Origin of the sequence: Achromobacter sp. LC458, assembly GCF_001005835.2 — a bacterium.
GTDB classification, from domain to species: domain Bacteria; phylum Pseudomonadota; class Gammaproteobacteria; order Burkholderiales; family Burkholderiaceae_B; genus Achromobacter; species Achromobacter spanius_B.
The window spans coordinates 38,456-61,000 of the sequence record NZ_LBHW02000003.1 but is presented as its reverse complement, the minus strand read 5'-3'; the positions used below and the strand labels follow the sequence as shown (position 1 = coordinate 61,000).

Sequence of the window (22,545 nt, the reverse complement as noted above, 5' to 3'; positions counted from 1 at the left end):
GATGCAAAAGCTCATTCGTGTCGCGAAGCGCGCACGGTCACAGATCAAGCAGCAAGGCGGTCTTGTCGCCACGGCCGGAACCGTCATGCGCGTGCTGCGCAGTGAAGGCTGGCATGGTGTACGCGCACGGTTGTCTGCGCCTTCCCCAGCCACAGCGCCCGCCCCGGCGAGCCATGCATGGAATCGCCCGGCTGATGAAGACGATTACGCCTTCGAACTACCCTTTGCCGATCCCACACCCCGCGATGGCCGAAGCGCCTGCGCCATTGTGCACGCCTTCTACCCCGAACTTTGCCCCGACGTCCGGCGCTATCTTGAAAACGTGCCGGGCCAACTGGACGTGTACATCTCGACGACCAGCGATGAGAAGCGGGGCGAAATCGCCCAAATCTTCGCAGGCTACAGCAAGGGCAGCGTCGAAATTCGGGTGTTCGAGAATCGGGGCCGAGACATCGCGCCGAAGCTCGTGGGCTTTCGCGACGTCTACGACCGATACGATCTGGCCCTCAGCCTGCACACCAAGAAATCCCCCCATGCCGGCGCGGCGCTCGAAACCTGGCGCGAGTACCTGTACGAGCACCTGCTAGGCTCTCCCGAGATCGTCAAGTCGATTTTCGACCTGCTAGCTCGCGATCGGGTGGGCATGGTATTTCCGCAGCATTTCTTTTTCCTGCGCGACATCCTGGGATGGGGGGCGAACTTTGCGACATGTCGATCCTTGCTGGAACGCATGAACATCGCTATCGACGAGAACGTCATGCTCGAATGCCCGTCCGGATCCATGTTTTGGTGTCGGACCGACGCGTTGGCGAAGTTGCTTGATCAGAACCTTCAGTTCAGCGATTTCGACGACGAGGCCGGCCAGATTGATGGCACCCTGGCGCACGCAATTGAACGCGCGTTCCTGTATGCAGTCGAAGCCAATGGCTATACCTGGGCCAAGGTGGCGCTGCGCGACCGCTACCCGCTGCCCGACACCCTGATACCGGTAAACAAATCCGAAGACATCGAACGAGGAATGCGGCAGGTCTATCGCCCCCTGCTACGCCAGGCAGCTCCTGGCTCCCAATAAGACTGACCCCCTGCTGCTGCGTTAAGCTGCGGTGATCTCGTGCGCTGGCGCACTGCTAACTTTTTCTAAGAAATGGCTAACACTTCTATATCGGGTGCATTGGAAGATCTTTCTTCTGCTCTGCGCCGATCCACTTTGATCGCTACCCTTGGCTGGCAAGACGTCCGCCAACGCTACCGCCGGTCAGCGCTGGGGCCCTTCTGGCTCACCATCAGCATGGGCGTGATGATCGGGACGATCGGTCTGGTTTTTGGGCAAATCTTCAAATCCCCTATGGAAGAGTTCCTGCCCTTCCTGGCTGCGGGCCTCATCCTCTGGACGTTCATCTCGTCCGTCATCACGGAAGGCTGTTCGAGCTTCATCGCCGCCGAGGCCGTTATCAAGCAACTGCCCATTCCGTTGTCCGTGCATGTGTTCCGGCAGTTGTGGCGCAACCTAATTATCCTGACTCACAACATCGTGATCTTTCCGCTGGTTATGCTGGCCGTCGGCAAGGCGCCCAGTGTGCACATGTTCCTTGCCATTCCGGGACTGCTGCTCGTTCTGTTGAACCTGGTGTGGCTTTGCATCTTCCTTGGCATCATCTGCACGCGCTTTCGAGATATCCCGCAGATTATTTCCAGCTTGCTCCAGGTGATCTTCTATCTGACCCCCATCATGTGGCTGCCCAGCCTGCTGCCCCAACGCGCGGGTACGTACATGCTTGATTTGAACCCCTTCTTCCATTTTCTCGAAATCGTGCGTGCCCCGTTGTTGGGCCAATTACCATCGATAGAGAATTGGCTCGTCACCATTGGCATCGCCGCAGTGGGCTGGATCGCGACCATTCTGCTCTTCGCGCGCTATCGGCGCCGCATTGCGTATTGGCTGTAACGGATAAACAAGTTAGGTACCGCGAATTATGGCTTCCATTGTCTTCGACAAGGTCTGTGTCGACTTTCCCATTTACAGCGCCAACGCGCGCTCGCTGAAGAAGCGGCTGTTCCAGGTCGCGACCGGCGGCCAGATTGGCACCGACGCCTCTGGCCGACTGAACGTGCGCGCGCTGGATGATCTGTCATTCACGTTCCAGGATGGCGACCGAGTCGGTCTGCTCGGGCACAACGGCGCCGGCAAAAGCACGTTGCTGCGACTACTGAGCGGCGTGTATGAGCCCTCTAGCGGCCATGCCAAAATCAACGGCGAAATCGGTTCGCTGATTGATATCGGCTTTGGCATCGATGGCGAGGCCACGGGCCGAGAGAATATTTATCTGCGCGGCGCGTTGCTTGGCCTGACTAGGCCGCAGATTCAAAACAAACTTGAAGAGATAATCACCTTCTCGGAACTGGGCGACTTCATCGACATGCCCGTTCGCACCTATTCCGCGGGTATGCATCTGCGTCTGGCATTCGCGGTATCCACAGTGATCCGGCCAGAGATTCTGTTGATGGACGAGTGGCTTTCAGTGGGTGATGAGAGCTTTAAACATCGCGCTGAAAAGCGGCTGACCGAATTGGTCGCATCCACGAATATTCTTGTTATTGCCAGCCATTCGCGCGAACTAGTTTGTCACACGTGCAACCGCGTCATCTGGCTCGAGCACGGTAAGATAAAAATGGATGGCCCGGCCGCGGAAGTCACTGCGGCGTACTTTGGACCACCTCCCAACCAGTAACAGCCGCGTCAAGGCTGGGTGTCTTTGCAGATTAAGGCACCCTCCCCATATTCGGGTCGTCGGGACGCTCGCTGTTCAGCGAGCGAAGCCATGCGACCCATCCAACTAGCCCACTGCGGCGCATTCGATAGACTGACTTTTGACGATGTTCTTGCGTCGCTAATTATTGAAGATGCGCTTGGGCAACGGTTGGGAAACGTAACCCTGACGCGTTACGCGCCCAGTGCCCGCAGCGTAATTAGTTGGCCTTACGACGTACGCTCTCTGGACGAGTTCGAGCGCGACGTCCCTGCGCTCTCTGGACTGCTGGTTGGCAATCTTGATACGCTGAACCTGTCCTCCGGCCCAAACCTGCCTCCCCATGGCGATATACATGCCGGTGCGGGCAATTGGCTTGCACCCGCGCTGGCTGGGCTGACGTCCGGCCTTCCCGTCTGCTGGAACAGTGCGGCGGTTCGTGATATTCCCGAGTGGGGACGTCCCTTCCTGACCTTTGCGCTTTCTCTCAGCCGTTATGTGTCGGCACGAGACGAAAACGTCGTCTCGACGTTTCGCAGCGCCGGATTTACCGGCGATTCGCCGATCGTGCCGTCCGTGTTGTTCGATGTGCCAAGAACGATCCCCGGCCGGGCCAAAGGCGCCCCGCGCCCCGAAGCCATTAAGCAATGGCTCCGCGTGACCAATGTCACGGGCGACTATGTGGTGATTCAGGACCATAAACAGATCCGCGCGCTGCTCCCCATCCTCGAGAAGGCTTTGGCGGTACGCGGCATCGCAGCCGTCTGGCTGCCGTTACCTGCGCCAGTAAATGACGCCGTTACCGTGAAAAACATGGCGCCTGCACGGTCAGCCCTGGTGCCCCCATTGAGCCCGGATGCCATTGCGGCGCTGATTGGGCATAGCGCTGGCGTTGTTGCGCAGGACGAAGGCGTGATCACGACCGCACTCGCGTATGGCCTGCCTGTGTTGTTGCCATCGTCCTGTGCTCAACCCCCAGCCGGTGAGTTCACGGCAGCGGAGGTCGTGATGAGCCCTCCGACAGACCCCGTGCCTGACGTCTTTCTGGAGCGGCTGGGGTCGTTTGTCTTATGTGCCAAGGCCCGAAACGCCATCAGCATTCTGGATGTGCATTGGAACAGCCTCGCCGCGCGGTTCGGGCAAGGTAGGGCCCATGATCTAGCGGGAATTTCGAAGCCTTATCTCGCATGGAACCGCATGCTGATTGCTAGCCAAGACCAGGCCCGCCATCACGCGGCGGTGCTGTCCTCGCAATCGCCAGACACGCGCGTTGATACCGAAAGCCAACTACGAGCAGAGCTCGAACGCGTTCAGTCTAGCGTGATTGAAGCGTGCGCACAGCGCCAAGTGGAGGCAGATCAGCATCAAGCGTGGCGTGCCATCGCCGAGCAACAACGGGCCGAAATCGAAACGGGACGTCAACGCCTGCGGGAAATGAAGCACGGCTTTGACGCGGCGATTGACGCCTTGACCCAGGAACACGTCGAGCTAAAAGACGAGTTCGCGACGATGCTTGAAACGCTGCGCCAGCATGAGGCCGATCTACATCGTCGTAAAGAGGAGATAGAACGTCTGCGGTCATCTTTTTCCTGGCGCCTGACGGGCCCCTTACGCTCGGCAAAGGATGCCTGGCGCATGCGTCAGCGCTAGGTCCGGCCCTACAGCTTTCTATCCAGCAACTCATTTTTTCTGCGTGTCGTAGCATACTTTTATGACAATTGTTAGTTGGCACTCTTTTTTTCGAACTACAATCCTCCGCTAACTTGAGCATATCGCCGATTAACGATTTTCTGACGGTTGAGTGCTGATCGTAAAAGCTATGTATACCGGTCAAACCCCGGTGATCAGGATTAAATGATTACCCCTACGACATACAACATTGCGATATCCGGCACTTTCGACGTCGAGAATTATGGCGACCTGATGTTCCCCATCGTGGCGGAGCACGAATTGCGTCGCCGCTTGTGCAGCGTGGAGCTGACGCGATATTCCTATCTTGAGAAAGTGGCGCATAGCTGGCCATATGACGTTACGCCGCTGAACCGTCTGAATTCAGCGCTGGAAAGCCATGCAGCTTTATTGATCGGCGGGGGGCATTTAATCCGCTTCGACAAAGACGTAGCCAAGGGCTATTACCCAGCCGACGGTGAAACGCATCACCCTACTGGATATTGGCTGGCGCCCGCGCTGGCCGCGGAAAATGCCGGCGTACCCGTCTTCTGGAACGGGCCGAGCGCGTCATTGGACACGCCCGCGTGGGGTGCCCCGCTATTGCGCGCGGCGCTCGCCATGAGCGAGTATGTGGCGGTCCGCGACGAACCCACCGCCGCTGAAATGCGCCGTATTGGTTATACCGGACAGTGTTCGATTATTCCCGATACGGTATTTGGATTGCCTGAGGTGCTGCCACTTGAAGAGGCGCGCACCCGTGCAGCGCCGTTGCTTGCGCAGGCGGGCATTACCGGCCCCTATATCGTCGTGCAGGCCAAATCTGAATTGGCCACTATTGCGCAAGCGCTGGCCGCGCACCCCCGCACTCGAGACCTGCAAATCCTCGTTGTGGTCATAGGCCCCATTCTGGGCGAACACCCTTCTCTGATCACCGATGCCGTGCCGACGGCAAAATGCCTCAGTTTTTGGCCATCCCCATTGGATATCGCGGCTCTCATCGCGGCCAGCGCAGGAACTGTAGCGATCAGCCTGCACCTGACGATCACCTCGTTGTGCTACGGACTGCCCATTCTGCGCTATTCGCGAACTCGCCTTACCAAATACGAGTTCATTGAAGCGTCGAAGAATGTATTCCTACACGAGGGAGGTGATGAGCCACTACCTGAGGATTACATTGCGCATCTGACAGTACGAAAGCCATGCTCGATTGCACAACAGGCTAAGAGCGTGCTGGATGCGCATTGGGAACACATCGCGCGCCGCATTACTGGCAGAAGTCTGCCTGAAAATGAACATCAGGAAAGTTTCTTCAAGGCCTGGAATACTGCATTGGCGCAAGCGGAGACATTGGCGGATCATGCGGGGCAGATTACATCGGCCGCGCAAGCGGAACTTGGTGCACTGAAAGAGGCCTTGGCCAGCCGGGAGCAGGCACTGAAGGCAATCACGCAAGAGCGAGATCAAGCTCAAAAGTCCTATGAACTGCTGATGGCGAAGCACACGCAGCTTGAAACCCGGCTGTCCGAAGAGTCGGCTGCCCATCAGGCTCAAGTCGCGGCGCTAACCACAGAACTTGAGACGCTGAAGCAATCGTTGGCAGATATCGTTGGGGACAACAAGGCGCTGTTGCTGCGTCAAGACCATACCCAAGAAAGCATCAAGGCCATTCAGCGCGCGTTCGCGGAAAAAGAACACGAACTGAATGACCGGCAGGAAAAAGTGGATCGAATGCACCAAATGATCGTCGAACGGGACGCTCGCATCCAGGGCATGCTGGGTTCGAGATCCTGGCGTCTGACGCGGCCATTGCGCAGTGGCACGACCCTAGCCCGCCGCGTCAAGAACAAGGTGCTGCTAAAGCGCCCCGGCCGCTTGCGCGATAACACGCCGGACGTCTCGGAAAGACTGCCGCACTTGGGCGCCACGACCTCTCTCTTGCTTGGCCAGAATCCACCCCAGATTCCGAAGTCCAGGACTGAACCGTTCGACGAAGAGTTTTATGTCGACAATTACCCGGACGTCGCAGGCTCCGGCATGGATCCCTATCAGCACTACATCGAATTCGGTAAAGCTGAAGAGCGTCTCGGAGTGCCGCCGCCACTGAAGCTTACCGAGAATGCCACCGCTACCCAGTCCGGGCGCGACTACGTGCTGGTAGTGTGCCACGACGCCACGCGGACGGGCGCGCCCATTCTCGGATGGAACATTTGCCGAGAGCTGGGCAAGCGCTACAACGTGATCGCGCTATTGCTCGGCAATGGAGATGTTGCCGAGCATTTTATGAACGATTGCGCTGTCGTGGCCGGACCCTACGACAAGTCAGTGCGGACGCCCAAGGCCATTGGCCGGACGATCTCCGCGCTGGATGAACGCTTCAAATTGGCGTTCGCCATCGTGAATAGCATCGCTTCCAGAGCCGTCCTGCGCCCGCTCGCCGAACAATACGTGCCGTCCGTGTTGCTGGTGCACGAATTCAGCAAGTTCCATTGTTATCCGGACGAAATTGTTGACACGCTGGGTTGGGCTGGCGAGGTCGTCTTTCCCGCAAAGGTCGTACAAGGCAATGCCAGCCTGGAGCGCACGGTGCCTTCCATTCGCCGCTCGCACATCCTCCCGCAAGGACAGTCCGTTATCCCGACAAACCTAGGCGATGAAAGCCCGGTCGCACGGCAGAAGGCGGATCGCGAACGCAAGGAACTGATCAAGCAAGTGCTCAGCGATGACGCGCAAGGCCCTGACCGACCGTTCGTGGTCCTCGGCGCTGGCACGATCGAATACCGAAAGGGCGTGGACCTCTTCATTGCGGCCGCCACCAAATTGAAGCACATGGCTGTGGGCAGGAAGATCCTCATGGTGTGGGTCGGCCGGACTTACGACTCGGCGGAACACCAGCAGTACCGCAAGTTCCTGGACGATCAAATTCAAACTTCGGACCTGCAAGACAGCCTGCTCATGCTGGACGAAACGCCACATCTGGACGTGTTGTACGAACTGGCGGATCTGTTCTTCGTTTCCGCTCGGCTCGACCCACTCCCCAACGTCGCCATCGACTCCATGACATTGGGCACGCCGTTGATTTGCTTTGAAAATGCGACCGGGGTGTCGGAGATTCTTTCTTCGAACAAAACTACCAAGCCATGCGTGCTGCCGTATCTTAATGTTCAAGCCGCGGCTCAAGCCATACTGGATATCAGCGCATCTCCCGTACTGCAAGCGCAGATTTCTCAAGCCTGCAAGCTCATCGCTTCGGAGACGTTCGCGCTACCAGAGTACGTGAAGAAACTGGAATCCCTCGCGCTTACTGCGACTACGGCGACGTATCAACGCCGGGCCGACGAACTTACACTAGTCGGTAGTGCAAACTTCACTCCAGATTTTTATCGAGCCCGGCGTTCTCACGTTTCTGAGGTAGAGGCGGCGCGGACATATCTGAAGCAAAGTCAGAGCCGCATCTACATTCGTAAACCCGCACCCGGATTTAATCCGGCCGCTTACGCCGACCACGCGGGCTTGACAGCGTCCAATCCGGATCCCTATGTGCACTGGCTTCAGGCAGGGCAGCCGCAAGGCCCATGGCAGGAAGACATTCTCGACCTCGCGCACGCGGACCTAACCCCGGCTCGCCAAGCTCGGATCGGGGTACACATTCACGCCTATTACCCCGACTTGCTGCCCTCTATTCTGGACCGGATGGAGCTTAACCAGCTTGAATGCGAGTACCTTATAAGTGTGCCCAACGCCTTGGCGGGCGAAGATGTCGCGCGAGTGTTGGCCCAGAAACCCTACCAGCACCGCTGCCTGGTCCGTCAAACGACAAATCGCGGGCGCGATATAGGCCCGTTCTTTACCGAGTTTGCAGAAGAATTAAGTGGATACGACATTATTGGCCACTTCCATACCAAGAAGAGTCCACACGTCACGCTGTCGAACTTGGTGCCGGACTGGATCGAGTTTCTTCTGGAAAACATGATCGGAGGCAAATTCCGTGCGGCCGATGCCATCCTCACCGCATTCTCGAAAGACGAGAAGCTGGGATTGGTGTTCGCGGACGATCCGCACCTGATCGGATGGGACAAGAACCGTCGCTTTGCTGCAACCTTGGCCCAAAAAATGGGCATGCCCCCGCTTAAAGATGGCTTCTTCCCGTTCCCGGTCGGCACGATGTTCTGGGCGCGTCCGCAAGCTCTGGCACCGATTTTCAACCTTAAATTGGACTGGGACGACTACCCTAGCGAGCCTTTGCCGATCGACGGATCAATGCTCCACGCATTAGAAAGGCTTTTGCCCAGCGCAGCGAGACATGCCGGATTTACGCATCGGTCAACGTATGCTGCTGGAATAAATCGTTAATCGGTTAGCAACAGCCAGTCCTTAAAGGCTAAATACCGCGGCTTTCATCCAAATATGGAGAGAAGGCCGATTATTTTTTTAATCAGTTGCCCTGGACCAAAATCGCCGATTCGGGGCAAGTAAAAACCCTATCCCTCACGATCGAGATCAATGATATCTTTTTGGACCCCGGCTCGTCGGGAAATTCGATGCCCAGGATGAAGCCCGAGTCGGTCAGATCTGGCCGCTTCAGCGCCGCAGCGACATCTGGTCGGCTCATCACCTTCGCCTTGTAATAGGTGGGCGGCATACCACTACGTTCAACGACCCCCCATATTTGCATACGGGTATCCTCATTTTGAATATTCGGCCCGATCCATCCCTGAAGCAGGACGACGCCATTCAATTTAGCTACCGGGGCACCCGGGCGATACGTCGCACCGTTAGCGCTGTCAACCGTGCATTGAGCAGAGCCGGCGGCTTGCAAGCTTATCCACTCGGGCGCTTCGTTCTGAGGTGCACTTAGCACCAAAGATCGAGCGGATTCTTGTGGCGTAATGTTGATGGGCGTCATGCTCACATCAAAGTTGCTCTGCCACAATCGAGCCCCCTCAGCATGAATCCGAACTGCCTTGACCTTCGGCCCAACATTGATTCCGGCAGCCAGACTAACAACATCAGACGCGCTCTCAAGATACGGCGAAACAATGAAACCGGCCTGCGCAGTCTTCGGGATGATTCTCTTCCGGAACGAAACGCCATTATCGAGAATAATCTCTATCTGAACTTGCGGTAGACGGAACAACGCGCTTACCGCTTTGCCTAGCAAAGTAGGTTGAATGTCGACCTGCATCCACAACGGCCGGTGATCGTTCAATTCAATCGCCTCCCCGAGAGCGCGCCGCATCTCCACTCGCTTTTTCGAATCCAGCTCCGCACCACGTGCCCCTGCGTGCTTGTTCATAATGACATAGGGAAGTGAAACGCCGGATACTGAATACCCAGCAAGCAATTCGAGTAGATTCCCCGAGTCATCTAGCGCAGGGAAACGACCATCTATCGTGCCGAGCGAAAAAAAGACAGTATCAGGGGCCCTAGCCGATTTTAGATGCGCCACGTTCTTGGCGATAAGGATTGGATCGTACGCCGAATAGCTTTGTGGAATCGGACGCCCGGACCAGTCCAACTTGTTGGCGAAAATAGCGGACAGCTCTGTGGGATAGAGGTCCACCGTTCCCTGCGTTACGGGTAATGGATGGTCCGCACGGATTTTCTCCTGCGCCTCTTCATAGGCTTTGACCCACATTCCAGGATCAGTCGCACGAATTTTAATACCTAGGTAGGTATTGCGCCAATTGTCAGATAGCTTTGTGGCCAGGAAATTTCCATTGATCTGGAAGACGGTAGACCCAGCCAAAAACCAGACCAAACCCGCCAATGCCCAGACACCGATAACCATTGACGGGGTGGCATACAACGCTGTTCCATACGCGAGCAGCAGCAAGACGCCCGTAGCGATGAAAACGTGATCATCTTGGCGCACGAACCCAGCTTTGAAACTGATAAACAGCGTGAAAGCCAATGCCAAACAAGCAAACAAGGAGCGCTTTCCAAATGCTCGCCACAACCAATAGGAGAACACACTAAAGATAATCAGCGCACTTAACAAGAAATAGCCGACGATATCGCCACCGCCACCTAGAGACATGGCGTTCGTATACCCGGAAATAATCGGACCTTGAGCTATGAAGAACTCGGGTAGATCTGAGAGTGATTGCCCAGCCAGGACCCAAGAGCCTGCCAGGCCAATCAACGCGAGCACCGCGAATCCCAAAGCGGCCCGCACATTCGCAAGCAGCAACACTAAAAAGGTCAATCCGCCTACGGGTAGTACAACTCCCGAGAAGCTGCCCTTGACAATAGGACCCACACTCATCGCCAGCGTCGCCAACGCCAGCCCAGCAATCACGGCGGGCGTGGGTTCCAGTCGATAGGCCCCGCCTCGCGCTTCAGTCGCCCGCATCACCGCCAACATCAGAAAGAAGGGCAACGCTAGGAAGTAGACATCGCGCATGACGAACAGACAAGCCAGCAGGGGCAAAACAATTGCCCACCATTGGCGCCGCCCGGATGCACTGAGGTGTATCGAGATGACGAAACCCGCTGCGTAAAGGGAGCTGCCTAATAGCGTCATGAGATCCGTCGCTGGACTATAACCAGCCGAATACACGGAACCCAACGGCCCGAACGTAAAAATTAGGTCACGCCCAAAGACGTAACCCTTCTCTACGGCAACATTGATTGCGGCACGCCAGGACGGATCCAAGCCAGCCCTCGGCAGCACCGGCATAAACGGGATGAATAGCAGGGCTGAGACCAAGAGCGCCAAAAGGGGAACGATTCGCCGGACAAGCGGCGAGTCGTTGGAACAATTCCCGGACGCGTTAGAGGATCACTTCATTTATGTTCGCGTATTATTCAGGCTAAAATTTTTAAGGAGTTAACCGCAAAATCATCGAAACGAAAAGTGCTTATGCCCGAGATAGCTGGTGAATACCGGCGCCACGACCCCGGCAGCATGGGCAAGTTCGTGTACATACATTTTTATTCCCAGCGCGGGCAGCAGATACAACGCCAACCCCATGCTGATCAGCCAAGTCTGGAGCACAGCAAACATATTGACGATGATGAAGTACATCACCGACTTGTTCGTAGACTGTGTGCTTTCCTTGAACACGAAGGCCTTCGCCAACAGAAACGCGACAATCATGCCGGTAATGTAAGCCAGGATTACCGCTGTGGAAAAATCTACCCAGCGGTTATACAGGATGCGCGATCCGAAGTTCGCGGCGGCTGCAATGCCGCCAGTCACCACAAAAAGCGTGAATTGCTTGTTCATGAACGCTTTCATGATTATTGCTGCGTCACTTTCCGCGCCATGTCCCGGCCGTAGCCGATGCTTTCCGAAATACCGCGATCTTCCGGGTAGTAGTACGACGTGTCAGCCGCCCACAAGCCCTTTACGGGCAATTTGGCATCGGGCACTTCGTCCAAATAGCCGGGCTGGCAGATAGGTTGTGCAAAGCGATAGCGGCTCGCCCTAATATCGATGAAATCACTATCCAACAACGACGGATTAATCTTCTTGAGATAACGCTTCACCTTATTCAAGAAGACTTCGTCCGGCTCTGCATATTTTGGATGCTCACCGGGCATATAAAAAGGCACGTAGACCACGTGCTCGCCCAATGGCCGCAAGTTGGTGTATTCAACTAGACCAGGAATGTCCATTTCCGGATCATTGATATTGAGCCAAAAATTCTCAGTGACTGCCTGCTTCAGTTTTGCAATGACGCATACAACCGCGATGTTCTTTTTATTGTTGAACTGATCCAAAATCGGCTGGGGCAGGTCCGGCATAAGACGAGACACGTAAGGCAAGGGCACTGTGCTCACCACCTTGTCGAAGGCGTGCAGTTCACCACCAGCCATCACACCGCGCACCTCGCCATTTTCGATCACGACCTTGCTTGCAGGCGATTTCAAACGGATTTCGCCTCCGTTCTTGCGAATCGCGTCTGCCAGCCCTTGCAGCATCGTCGACGAGCCGCCTTCCAGATAACCGAGCTGCTCGCGAAACAAGCTATACCGCGAGCGGCCGATGCGACGAATGCGGCTCCAGATCCAGGCCGCCGAAAGATTGTCCGTGTAGTCGTAGAACTTATAGTCGAACAGCCGGCGCCACAGGACTTCGTAGGCTTCCTTGCCAACCCAGCGGCGAATCCATCCCGTCGCCTCGACATGGTCCAACGGCTTCCAGTCATTGCGTTTGACTGACAGGAACGCGTGCAAGCCATAACGCACCTTGGCCACCAGGCCCAGCCCCTTGAACTTCAGAAGCGCGACCGGATTACCCCAGGGTTGTAACCTGTCCTGATACCAATAACCCATCTTGGTTTCTACCCAGCGCATCTTATCCGCCAGATTCAACTCCTGCAGCAACTGGAGAAATGCTGTGTCCGATGTGCAATGGAAGTGGTAGTAGCGCTCGATATCCAGCCCATTGAAATCGAACGTGGCGGTCATGCCGCCGACGCGGTCGTCCGCCTCGAAAATGACCGGCTCGTGGCCGTCCAGCGCAAGCTGATACGCCACTGCCAGGCCCATCGGCCCTGCGCCCAATACTGCAATCCGTTGGCCCATTATTATCAGAACTCCAGAACCACTTTGCTGTAAACAGGATCGTGAAACGTCTCGTCAATCGCTTTGGCGAAAGGCGTTGGCGTCACATTGAAAATGGTGGGCCAATCGATGACTTCGAATTCATCATGCGCCACCAGCGCCTTGAGCTGCGCAGCCGTAAACGGAGGATCACGGTCGAACAGCGCATACGTCTTCAACAGCACATAGAACAGGCTGTAGGGAATCTTCAGTAGCGCGGCCTTTGCCCCCGTCGACGCCTTGATCGCCCTGATGATATCGATATAGTCGATCTGCTCCAGGCCCGTGATATTGAACACCTGTCCATTGATCCGCGACTCGATGCAGCTGATGATGATGCTCGCGAAGTCGCCCGCGTACAGCGGCTGGCGCATGAATTTTCCGTTTCCCGGAATCGGAAAAACGGGAACCCGCTGCATAAAACGCGAGAGCCAGCCCAGATGCTTGCGATCGAACCAGCCAAACATCAGCGTAGGCCGCAAAACCACGCAGTTGATTCCGCTTTCCAGGACGATGCGTTCCTGATCTTTCTTGGTATTGGTATAGAAATCATCCGCCACCGATTCCACGACGGAGGAACTGATGTGGACCGTATAAGGCACGTTATAGCGTTTGATCGCCGCCAGCATGTGCTCAGTGGAAGTGATGTTATTGCGGACAAACGGCTCAAGATGGGGGTCACCAATCTGAGCCTGCAGCATCACGACCGTGTCCGTGCCTTCAACGTGATTTTCCCAATCGCCACGCTCCGCCAGGTCCGCATACTCAATGACCAGATCTGGATGGAATGAACGCAAAACATCCAGGTTAGCTCGATGCTTGTCCAGCACAACGATATTGGTGTATCCCTTTCGCTTGAGTTGGGCCACCATATTCTGGCCAACGAGACCAGCCCCTCCAGGGATCAGAATCTTTCTTTGACTTTCATTCATGATTTATAAGTTATCTATCCACGCGCAACGCTATGGCTGACCATTCGCCAAAGCCTGTACCCGCATCGGTGAATGTGATCTCGAATTCGCCTGCGGTCCAAGCCGCACTATTGAATTCGAGCCTTACCCAACTCTCGGCCGATGGCAATATCATCCGAGTTGCAGCCTCTTTTCCAGCCTGAAGGAATTGCGATCGCCCGTTTGGACCGGAGCGATAAAGAACCGATTCGCCCGCTTTGACTTTCAAATGTAGCGTACCGACGTCGGAGTCACCCCGAACGATGCTTCCGAGCACTTGAAACCCTTCAAGAGCGGACCGTTCATAATCCGATCCCGACCAACCATCGTTTGACAGAATCGCGCTGACGCCTGCCTCGCCGCCCTTCAATATGACCTCCTCCGCTTCCGATACCAGCAACAGAGGCGACGGAGGGGCCGAGTTCGCAGAGCATTCTGATCCCGCGATTTGCACAGCTGCGAGCATCATCGCGTCCGACTTTGCGACATACCCCTCAAAACGTTGATACGTCTGCGCAATGCCCTGCGCAGCTGGCTGGTTTCGGACAAGAGCGTAACCTACTTGCCTGCCGTCCTGGCTAATCAGCCAAACGCCCTGCCCACCTACCAGATCCGACGAGCCTCGCAGCCAGCCACTTATGCGGTCGTAGCCGCCAGCCTTAAGGCGGTGCGCGTAATCGACCCCTGCGGAGCAACTACCGGCGCGGCCCATGTCAGCGGGTGTGCCCAGTTTCTTGCGCACTCCACGTAGAACCGGCGAGCCAAAGATTGACACTTCGGCCAGCGACCCACGTGCGGCGATATCCAGCACATGGTCAATATAGGGATAGATCACACCAATCCTGGCGTCGTCCTTTGCGCCCATGGTCAGCGCCAGTGCGGCCAATTGGCGCTGCGGTTCCGTCGTCGTAGGCTTGGGCAGATTACGTACCTGCACGAGCCCCACATAGAGATGCAACGCCAACAGCGGGAGCAGCCAAGCAACCGGCCGCGCTTGAAGTCGCCCCTTCAAGCTGTCGGCAAGCAGGATTAGAAATGTTGCCCACGCCATGATGGCTGGCGTGCTGTAGCGGCTGGAGAGGATTTGGTCCGGCCCGAACTGCAGGCGTCCAATAGACGTAGCCAACGCCGTGCCGCCAATGAACAGCAGATAGGTCAAAAGGGCCAGACGCAGTCCCTTCTGCCTACTGCGCCGCGCCGCAGCGAGCGCCCATACAACGGATGTCACAAGCAACACGAACCCGGCGCCAGCGGCAATCTGCACGCTATGGCTACTTTTGCGCATCAGATAGAAAAACGGGCTGCCCAGATAAACAAGCAGGCCGCGGCCGATCTCAGTGGGATGCGCGGCGAGCACCACGAGCATTGACTCGTTGGTCGCCGAATGCAATACATATTGACGAAAGTAAAGATATATTCCGCCCGCCGCCAACGCGAGCAGTACCAGAATTCTTAGCATGCCCACACGTAACAGCGCCGCGCACAGCACCATCAAGGGCAAGACAATGACGCCGTTGGCCATAGTCCCCAGCGACGCTAGACCCAAGGCGCAGGCCCAGACAAATATGATCCGGCTGGCCTGCGGCTCGGCCGAGCGATACAACATCACGAACGCACACAGGGGAAGCAATTGCGCCAAAAAGAATTGACTTTGAAAGCCCCAAGTGAAGTTCTCACTTTGACTCCATGAGAACACCCAGCCCAGAATAAACAAGGAGAGGGACCAGCGAACTACACGCATGGAGCGCCCCGGCAGCGACCATGCGAGCACGCGACAAAAAACTAGAGCGGCTATGCCGGCCAGCATGTAGTTCGTGACAATGAGAAATGCGCCAGCGCCGTCGAACCACCTGATGTCTAACCAAAACAGCACGCGCGACCATAGGATGCGATGTTCATTGTGCTGCGCCCACCAAACGGACCCATCGCCCTGGCTAGCCTTTAAATAAAAATCCAGGTAGCCGTCCCACATATCCCAAAACGGAACGGGTGAGAACGTGCGCACGCCGCCGACCACGGCCAGCGCGACGATAAACATCGCAGCGCAGAAAAATGCCAGCAGTACCAACCGCTCGTTAACCCTCATGCCGTTAGATATCCAACTTGGTTTGCAGAATCCTTCTATAACGATTCCGCGTTAAAGAACCAATGGAGCTAGATCCAGGTCCACTTGACAGGGAATATCTACTCCGATGGCCTGAATGGACGGATTTCCCGCTTGCCATTTCAAGTAGCCCACCATCCCGACGCGGTCACTTCCCTTAAGCGTACCGATCAGATCAGCGCGAAGCTTTCCCGATAGAGCAAATCCGACGATTGTCGAGTTAGCAACGATCTTTAAGAGCTTTGGCGACGCTCGAGTTTTTTCGTCAATTACCCAACCCGACACACGAATATGATCTTTCGCTTCGGGCAAAGCAGTGACGCTTTCGACACGACCATTGCAAGCGGGCAGATCTATTTCTTCGTTCCGGTTGCCAATCTGAGAGCTCAGACTGCGGTACGGAAACTGCCCAAATACCGTCAAACCACGGTCCGCTGCCTGGCGAGCCCACTGCAGCGGGAGGGTATTATCGGGAAAAATAAAGCTAATAAACTCCCTGTCGTTGACTCCCATGGCCAACGCCAGCGCAGCGACTTCTCTCCCATGCAGTTTGTCGCCATCGAGTTTGACCGCGCACACTTGATAACCCATCATCAGTACCGAAATCACACCCAGAGCTAAACAAGCCCGTCTCGTCCCACCCGCATGGCTGAAATGATGCACACTGAAATAAAGCACAACGACGAATGCCAGCCACGCCATTAGAGCAGGGGTAGTGTAGCGGGACGCAATTGCGGACTGTACGCCAAATATCAATCGTCCTCCAGCAGTACCCAACGCCGTGCCGCCAATGAAAAGAATAAATATAAGCAGGGCCAAAAGTACAGGCGCGGACCTCGCCTGTCGAAACAGTCGAACAAAAAGCCACGCCGACCCCAGGGTCAATGCTGAGCCCGCGAGCACTGCAACCACAGCCCCGAACATCCCTTTTCCCGCCAAATAATAAGAGGGACTGCCAAGATAGCCCATAGTATAAATAAGCAGTTGAATAGGCTGGTCACGTAACGCTGCGGACAAATGGCCGTGCAGAGGTGGTGCGACATAGCCCGCGAAGTAGACTGACAAGCAAATTAGCGACAGAGTCGCCAAGATTGCCATACGTGCCCAGCTAATACCCAGCAGCAGCCCATACAAAACCATTAGCGGCAGCGCCAGGACGCCATTGGCCATCGTCCCGATAGACAGCACCCCAAAAAACACGCCCGCGCGAAATCGCATCTACTCCCGGCGCCCTGAGTTGCACGCGCGAGCCACACAAGGCCGCATAGCGGCAATAGCTGAGCCAGGAAGAACTGACTTTGGAAACCCCAGCTCAGGTTATTTTCCTGTGACCAAACAAACAACGCGCCCAGGACAAACATTGCTAAGGTACGCCGCGAATCTGGGCTGCGGTCGTAGTCGTCTGTATCACGCAAGACCGTCCAAAAAACCCATACAGTGCCCATCACGATAACGAAGTTCATCACAATCAGGAAAACACTGACGCCTCCGAAAAATCTATAGTCAAGCCAAAACAATAGGCGTGAGAGCAACACCCGATGCTCATTATGTTGCCCCCACCAAGCCGCCGTGTGTCCGTCCTGCGTATTCAGATAGAATTGAAGAGTTCCATCCCACCTATCCCAATACGGAATAGGCGAATAAGCGCGCACACCGCCGACCACGGCCAACAACGCCATAGAAGCCGCAAAAAGAGCGGCCACATACCCCAAGGTTTTATTGCTCATGGAATACCAGAGTTCAGATATCCATCTTGTTGAATACAAACCTTGGAAGGTTTCGAATCACAAACATAATGAGCGCCCACTTGGCCGGCGCATAAATCACAGGAGAACCACGATCGACCCCGCGCACTATGGTGGCGGCGACGTCTTCGACACGCGCCATGGAGCCGCCCTTGCCTGACTCTCGCATTGTTGCGGTCATCGGAGTTTCGGTTGGGCCCGGTTTGATCAGCACCACTTTCACCGGACTGCGGGCGAAGCGATGCTGCAATCCCTCCGCGTAGCGCGTCACCAAACCTTTAGCTGCCCCATATACGTAGTTTGATTTACGGCCGCGATCCCCTGCCACGGAACCGATCAAAGCCAGCGTGCCGAACTGCGACTTTTCCATCGCCAACGCGAAGGCCTCCGCAAAGGCCACGGGTGACACGCCATTGATCCGAAGCGCTTCGGCCATACTGCTCAGTTCTTGTTCGCACTCCAACTGATCTGGCAAAGAGCCATGAGCGATCAACACCTTATGGACCGGTCGATCCGCCGTCAGCCGCGCCACGAAATCTGCTACGGCCGTCACATCGGTAAAATCGGCCAAGTGTTGAACGAGGACGACAGATTGGGGACTACGCACTCGCAAATCCGCCGCCACCCGCTCTGTCTTGGCTAGATCGCGACCGACCAACGTCAGTTCCACCGCGCCCTTTCCTACCCATAGCCGCGCGCAATGCTCCGCGATGGCGGAGGTGGCGCCGATGACAACCACCCTCGTCAAGTTTCCATGCATGCTTAGCTTCCTATCAAGCGGCGCGACAACGCCGAACTGATTCCCGGATCACGATAAGCCAGGAATTCGGATAAACGGGGATAACCTGCTACAAACAGCTGCCGCGGCATGCGGGCGTCTTTGGCGGGATAGATACGCCCTCCCGCTTCGCGCACCACTTCGTCCAACCGCATCAGTAAACGGCCGGTAGAATCACCGCGATTGGGAAAGTCGAGCGCGAGCGTCAGGCCTTGCTGCGGGAAACTCATCATGCCAGGCGCGTGCCTGTCGCCAAAGGTTTTCAGCACTGCCAGAAATGAACCTTGGCCCGAGCGCGAGATGACATCAAGCATCTCTTTAATCGCATCCTTGCCCACCGCTCGCGGTACCACGCTCTGATACTGGAAGAACCCTTTGGGACCGTACATACGGTTCCATTCCAACAGATTGTCCAGCGGGTAGAAGAAGGACTGATAATAGTCCAGCCCCCTGCCCGCCTTCATGCGATTCATATGAAAATACAGGGCGTTGAATGGCTTGAGCGACAACCGGTTTACCAAGGAAACCGGCGGCACCATCGGCATAGTCCGCGGCTTGCCTTTCGGCGCTGGAAGTTGTCCCGCATCCGCGTGGTTGGCGCGCATGAAAATGCCGCGTCCGCCTTTCGACATGCAGTCGATCCACGATACGGTGTATTCCCAATCGGCTTCTGACGCGTCCGCCAGCTGGCAAAATTCGTCTACCCCAGAATAGGGCAGGGTTTCGGTTGAAAGCCACGGCCCGTGCACGCGGCGCAGTTGCAGTTCAGCCTGGACTATCACTCCCGTCAAACCCAATCCGCCCACGGTCGCCGCAAACCAAGGGGCTTGCAGGTCAGGCCCACAATCGAGCATCTCGCCATTCGTCCGGATCAGGCGTAAGCCAAGCACGTTATCGCCGAACGAGCCCATCACATGGTGGTTCTTGCCATGCACGTCATTGGCGATAGCACCGCCTACCGTGACGATCTGCGTGCCCGGCGTGACGGGTAGCGCCCAGCCGTGGGGCATCGCCAGTTGTTGAATATCACGTAGCAGAACTCCAGCCTCACAGACCAACCTGCCGTTGTCGGTATCAAACGAGATGAAGCGGTCCAATCCTGCGGTGCGCCAAAGGGTACCGCCCGGGTTTAGGCAAACATCGCCATAACTACGCCCCATGCCGTAGACCAATCCAGGCAGGCGGCTAGCTTGGATGAGTGATGGAACGTCCGGCAGTTCCGACAGAGCACGGACCTCGTGGTCCTCACGGCTTAGCCGCCCCCAGGACGAGACCGCTACCATGGCCATGGAGCCGAGGCTCCCATCAGCACAGCGCCGAAAAGCGCGCCAGCAATGAGGCTGGCACGATCTTTGACCGCGAAAATAACTGGATCATCGTGCATCTCGCCGCGATGCGCGCGTATCCATACCCAACTGATCCAGAACAGCATGATTGGCACGCCAACCCAGGCAAGTTCGGGTGTGTGGTACAGACTCAGCACGTTTTCATTGTTGAAATACAGAGCCAGCACGACGACTGCGGCGAAGCCCGAATTCACGCCAAGCACCTGGATCAACGAGGCATCAGAAGTCACATAAGCCCGCCCGTGCGCCTTGTGTTTGCCACGAAGCAGTTGAAGCTGCAACTCGGCGTATCGTTTCACGAATGCTAGTGAAAGGAAAAGGAAGCCAGAGAATGCCAAGAGCCAGAACGATAGTTCCAGGCCTGAAGCGGCGGCACCGGCGACGATGCGCATCGTGTACAGCACGGCCAACGTCAGGCAGTCGACCAGCATCAAACGCTTGAGCCCCCACGAGTATGCGCAAGTAACAAGGAAATAAATAGCCAGCGCAATCAGAAACTTATTACCGACGAAGGTTCCGATAGCCAAACTGGCTAGCAACAGCAAAGGCGCCGCGATCACACCTTTCCATACGGGCAAGGCCCCGGCGGCGAAGGGTCGCTTCGACTTACGTGGATGTTGACGGTCGCTCTCGAGGTCCGTCAGGTCATTGGCGATATAGACTGACGATGCGCACAGGCTGAACGACAGAAAAGCCAAGGCCAGCGCTTGCCAGATACCGACATCCGAAAAGTGATGGGAGGCAAACAAAGGCACGAAGAGCAGGATGTTCTTCAGCCACTGGTGCACGCGCAATGTGCGACGCCATACGGTGAAACCGGACCCCGGGGTCGTAAATTCTCGTTCAACTTCGCAGAGGGAGGACGCTTGCTTTGCCAGTCCTTTCGGTGCGTCCACCACAATGGCGCGCCGCGCGCTGTTCCACACATGCAGATCTGCCGACGAGTTGCCAACGTAATCGAAGCCACGCTCACCAAAGCGCTGCTCTAACGCCATCGCTTTGTTCTTGCCAGCGAGATTGACGGCGCCATCGCTGGCCATGACAACGTCGAACAGATTCAGATGCTCGGCGATCGCACTCGCCAGCGCGCGGTCTGAAGCAGTGCAAAGCACCAACGTACGCCCTGCGTCACGTTGACCACGCAGCCAATCAACCAAGTCCTTGTTGTACGGCAACAAGCTGGCATCCAGATCCGCACGCTGCGCAAGATGCTGTTTTAGTATTGCTTTGCCACGGGCGAGCCACACTGGTATGCGCAAGGCATCCAATGGCCGTTCTCGGACAGCCTTCAACGCAGACTCATGAAGCATGTCCGTGCGTATTAACGTACCGTCTAGATCAACAACAAGTGGGATTGCGGTCAAGCGGGCACCTTTACAGCAGGAATGAGACGGCCGACCGCGTGCGGATTCGACATATCGTCGAATGAAAGCGGCAGGTCAATATCGAAAGCGCGCCATTTTAGCGTGCAGACCGGCAATCAAAGGAAGGAATAGACCGAAACTCAGGGCGATTGAACTGGTGTGGCCGATGCGTCTTTCTCCAGAACCCGACAAGCAATCCCCTCAATTCACCCCAGCCGCATGCGCCTGTTCATCCGCATGATACGAAGACCGCACCATCGCCCCCACCGCCGCATGGGAAAACCCCATCGCGTACGCTTCACGTTCAAACATCTTGAACGTATCCGGGTGCACATACCGCAGCACCGGCAGATGATGCTCCGACGGCTGCAGATACTGCCCGATCGTCAGCATATCCACGTTGTGCTCACGCATATCGCGCATCACCTGCAAGATCTCTTCATCCGTCTCGCCCAACCCCAGCATCAGCCCTGACTTGGTCGGCACTTCGGGGTGCAGCTTTTTAAACTCTGCCAGCAGCTTCAGCGAATGCATGTAGTCCGAACCCGGACGCGCCTGCTTGTAAAGACGCGGCACGGTTTCCAGGTTGTGGTTCATCACATCTGGGGGGCCGGCATTCAGGATGGTCAACGCGCGGTCCAGGCGGCCGCGGAAGTCGGGGACCAGCACTTCGATGCGGGTGGTGGGCGACAGTTCGCGGATGTGGGTGATGCAGTCCACGAAATGGCCGGCGCCGCCGTCGCGCAGGTCGTCGCGGTCCACCGAGGTGATGACGACGTACGACAGCTTCAACGCGGCGATGGTGCGCGCCAGGTTTTCGGGTTCTTTGGTGTCCAGCGGGTCGGGGCGGCCATGGCCCACATCACAGAACGGGCAGCGGCGGGTGCACTTGTCGCCCATGATCATGAATGTGGCGGTGCCCTTGCCGAAGCATTCGCCGATGTTCGGGCAAGACGCTTCTTCGCAGACCGTGTGCAGGTTGTGCTCGCGCAGGATGCGCTTGATGTCGTAGAAGCGCGAGCCCGGTGCGGCGGCTTTCACGCGAATCCACTCGGGCTTTTTCAAGCGCTCGGCCGGCACGATCTTGATGGGGATGCGCGCCGTCTTGGCTTGCGACTTCTGCTTTTGCGTCGGATCGTAGACGGCTTCCGTGGTGGCGGGAGCGGCGGCGGATTCGTTCGGGGGAACAGCGGACTCGGCAAGCGTAGACATTGGGCACCTTCGCAACCGGCGCGCAGGACGGCCCGGTTTAAGACAAAAATGGCATTTTACCCCCGCCGCCGCCTCACG

The 22,545-nt window shown here is 56.5% G+C and carries 15 protein-coding genes; 5 read left to right on the top strand and 10 right to left on the bottom strand.

The window, feature by feature from the left end; all coding sequences use genetic code 11:
* The first annotated feature begins 1 nt into the window (after window position 1).
* The 5 genes from YH64_RS03700 to YH64_RS03680 all read left to right on the top strand — a co-directional run bounded on the left by YH64_RS03700 (window position 2) and on the right by YH64_RS03680 (window position 8,768).
* Window positions 2–1,072 (top strand): rhamnan synthesis F family protein, encoded by a 1,071-nt coding sequence (locus YH64_RS03700; protein ID WP_052945926.1) that lies wholly within the window; start codon window positions 2–4, stop codon window positions 1,070–1,072.
* A gap of 135 nt (window positions 1,073–1,207) precedes the next feature.
* Complete coding sequence (locus tag YH64_RS03695; RefSeq protein WP_255444111.1) at window positions 1,208–1,945, top strand: ABC transporter permease; 738 nt, start codon at window positions 1,208–1,210, stop codon at window positions 1,943–1,945.
* A 28-nt stretch (window positions 1,946–1,973) separates the two neighbouring features.
* Entirely contained in the window at window positions 1,974–2,729 is a 756-nt protein-coding gene (locus YH64_RS03690) for an ABC transporter ATP-binding protein (protein ID WP_046802971.1), read from the top strand.
* A 90-nt stretch (window positions 2,730–2,819) separates the two neighbouring features.
* Window positions 2,820–4,397, top strand: coding sequence for a hypothetical protein (locus YH64_RS03685; protein WP_143215240.1), 1,578 nt, complete (start codon window positions 2,820–2,822; stop codon window positions 4,395–4,397).
* A gap of 204 nt (window positions 4,398–4,601) precedes the next feature.
* A complete protein-coding gene (locus YH64_RS03680; RefSeq protein ID WP_052945925.1) occupies window positions 4,602–8,768 on the top strand; it encodes a rhamnan synthesis F family protein in 4,167 nt (1,388 codons plus the stop codon).
* 82 nt (window positions 8,769–8,850) lie between these two features.
* Here the strand turns inward: YH64_RS03680 and YH64_RS03675 are convergent, their stop codons facing one another.
* The 10 genes from YH64_RS03675 to lipA all read right to left on the bottom strand — a co-directional run bounded on the left by YH64_RS03675 (window position 8,851) and on the right by lipA (window position 22,467).
* The gene (locus tag YH64_RS03675) at window positions 8,851–10,941 is read right to left on the bottom strand and encodes a hypothetical protein (RefSeq protein WP_143215239.1); all 2,091 of its coding nucleotides are present in this window, start codon (window positions 10,939–10,941) and stop codon (window positions 8,851–8,853) included.
* A gap of 318 nt (window positions 10,942–11,259) precedes the next feature.
* Entirely contained in the window at window positions 11,260–11,646 is a 387-nt protein-coding gene (locus tag YH64_RS03670) for a GtrA family protein (protein ID WP_255444110.1), read from the bottom strand.
* Window positions 11,647–11,660: 14 nt separating this feature from the next.
* Window positions 11,661–12,953, bottom strand: a complete 1,293-nt coding sequence (locus YH64_RS03665; RefSeq protein WP_221935891.1) for an NAD(P)/FAD-dependent oxidoreductase — start codon at window positions 12,951–12,953, stop codon at window positions 11,661–11,663.
* Window positions 12,954–12,955: 2 nt separating this feature from the next.
* Window positions 12,956–13,900 (bottom strand): NAD(P)-dependent oxidoreductase, encoded by a 945-nt coding sequence (locus YH64_RS03660; RefSeq protein WP_046802965.1) that lies wholly within the window; start codon window positions 13,898–13,900, stop codon window positions 12,956–12,958.
* A 10-nt stretch (window positions 13,901–13,910) separates the two neighbouring features.
* The gene (locus YH64_RS03655) at window positions 13,911–16,004 is read right to left on the bottom strand and encodes a hypothetical protein (protein WP_052945924.1); all 2,094 of its coding nucleotides are present in this window, start codon (window positions 16,002–16,004) and stop codon (window positions 13,911–13,913) included.
* Window positions 16,005–16,055: 51 nt separating this feature from the next.
* Window positions 16,056–17,240, bottom strand: a complete 1,185-nt coding sequence (locus YH64_RS03650; RefSeq protein WP_046802964.1) for a hypothetical protein — start codon at window positions 17,238–17,240, stop codon at window positions 16,056–16,058.
* A gap of 522 nt (window positions 17,241–17,762) precedes the next feature.
* Window positions 17,763–18,527, bottom strand: coding sequence for an SDR family NAD(P)-dependent oxidoreductase (locus YH64_RS03645; protein ID WP_046802963.1), 765 nt, complete (start codon window positions 18,525–18,527; stop codon window positions 17,763–17,765).
* 2 nt (window positions 18,528–18,529) lie between these two features.
* Entirely contained in the window at window positions 18,530–19,834 is a 1,305-nt protein-coding gene (locus tag YH64_RS03640) for an FAD-dependent oxidoreductase (protein WP_370512722.1), read from the bottom strand.
* The gene (locus YH64_RS03635; RefSeq protein ID WP_046802962.1) at window positions 19,822–21,255 is read right to left on the bottom strand and encodes a UbiA family prenyltransferase; all 1,434 of its coding nucleotides are present in this window, start codon (window positions 21,253–21,255) and stop codon (window positions 19,822–19,824) included. Before YH64_RS03635 ends, YH64_RS03640 begins: the two co-directional genes overlap by 13 nt.
* A gap of 201 nt (window positions 21,256–21,456) precedes the next feature.
* Complete coding sequence (lipA, locus tag YH64_RS03630; RefSeq protein WP_046802961.1) at window positions 21,457–22,467, bottom strand: lipoyl synthase; 1,011 nt, start codon at window positions 22,465–22,467, stop codon at window positions 21,457–21,459.
* Window positions 22,468–22,545: the final 78 nt, after the last annotated feature.

What these genes read in the sequence shown, in the direction of transcription:
- YH64_RS03700 (WP_052945926.1), top strand. Translation starts at nt 2, where the DNA reads ATGCAAAAGCTCATTCGTGTCGCGAAGCGCGCACGGTCACAGATCAAG.
- YH64_RS03690 (WP_046802971.1), top strand. Translation starts at nt 1,974, where the DNA reads ATGGCTTCCATTGTCTTCGACAAGGTCTGTGTCGACTTTCCCATTTAC.
- YH64_RS03685 (WP_143215240.1), top strand. Translation starts at nt 2,820, where the DNA reads ATGCGACCCATCCAACTAGCCCACTGCGGCGCATTCGATAGACTGACT.
- YH64_RS03680 (WP_052945925.1), top strand. Translation starts at nt 4,602, where the DNA reads ATGATTACCCCTACGACATACAACATTGCGATATCCGGCACTTTCGAC.
- YH64_RS03675 (WP_143215239.1), bottom strand. Translation starts at nt 10,941, where the DNA reads ATGACGCTATTAGGCAGCTCCCTTTACGCAGCGGGTTTCGTCATCTCG.
- YH64_RS03670 (WP_255444110.1), bottom strand. Translation starts at nt 11,646, where the DNA reads ATGAACAAGCAATTCACGCTTTTTGTGGTGACTGGCGGCATTGCAGCC.
- YH64_RS03660 (WP_046802965.1), bottom strand. Translation starts at nt 13,900, where the DNA reads ATGAATGAAAGTCAAAGAAAGATTCTGATCCCTGGAGGGGCTGGTCTC.
- YH64_RS03655 (WP_052945924.1), bottom strand. Translation starts at nt 16,004, where the DNA reads ATGAGGGTTAACGAGCGGTTGGTACTGCTGGCATTTTTCTGCGCTGCG.
- YH64_RS03650 (WP_046802964.1), bottom strand. Translation starts at nt 17,240, where the DNA reads ATGCGATTTCGCGCGGGCGTGTTTTTTGGGGTGCTGTCTATCGGGACG.
- YH64_RS03645 (WP_046802963.1), bottom strand. Translation starts at nt 18,527, where the DNA reads ATGCATGGAAACTTGACGAGGGTGGTTGTCATCGGCGCCACCTCCGCC.
- YH64_RS03640 (WP_370512722.1), bottom strand. Translation starts at nt 19,834, where the DNA reads ATGGCCATGGTAGCGGTCTCGTCCTGGGGGCGGCTAAGCCGTGAGGAC.
- lipA (WP_046802961.1), bottom strand. Translation starts at nt 22,467, where the DNA reads ATGTCTACGCTTGCCGAGTCCGCTGTTCCCCCGAACGAATCCGCCGCC.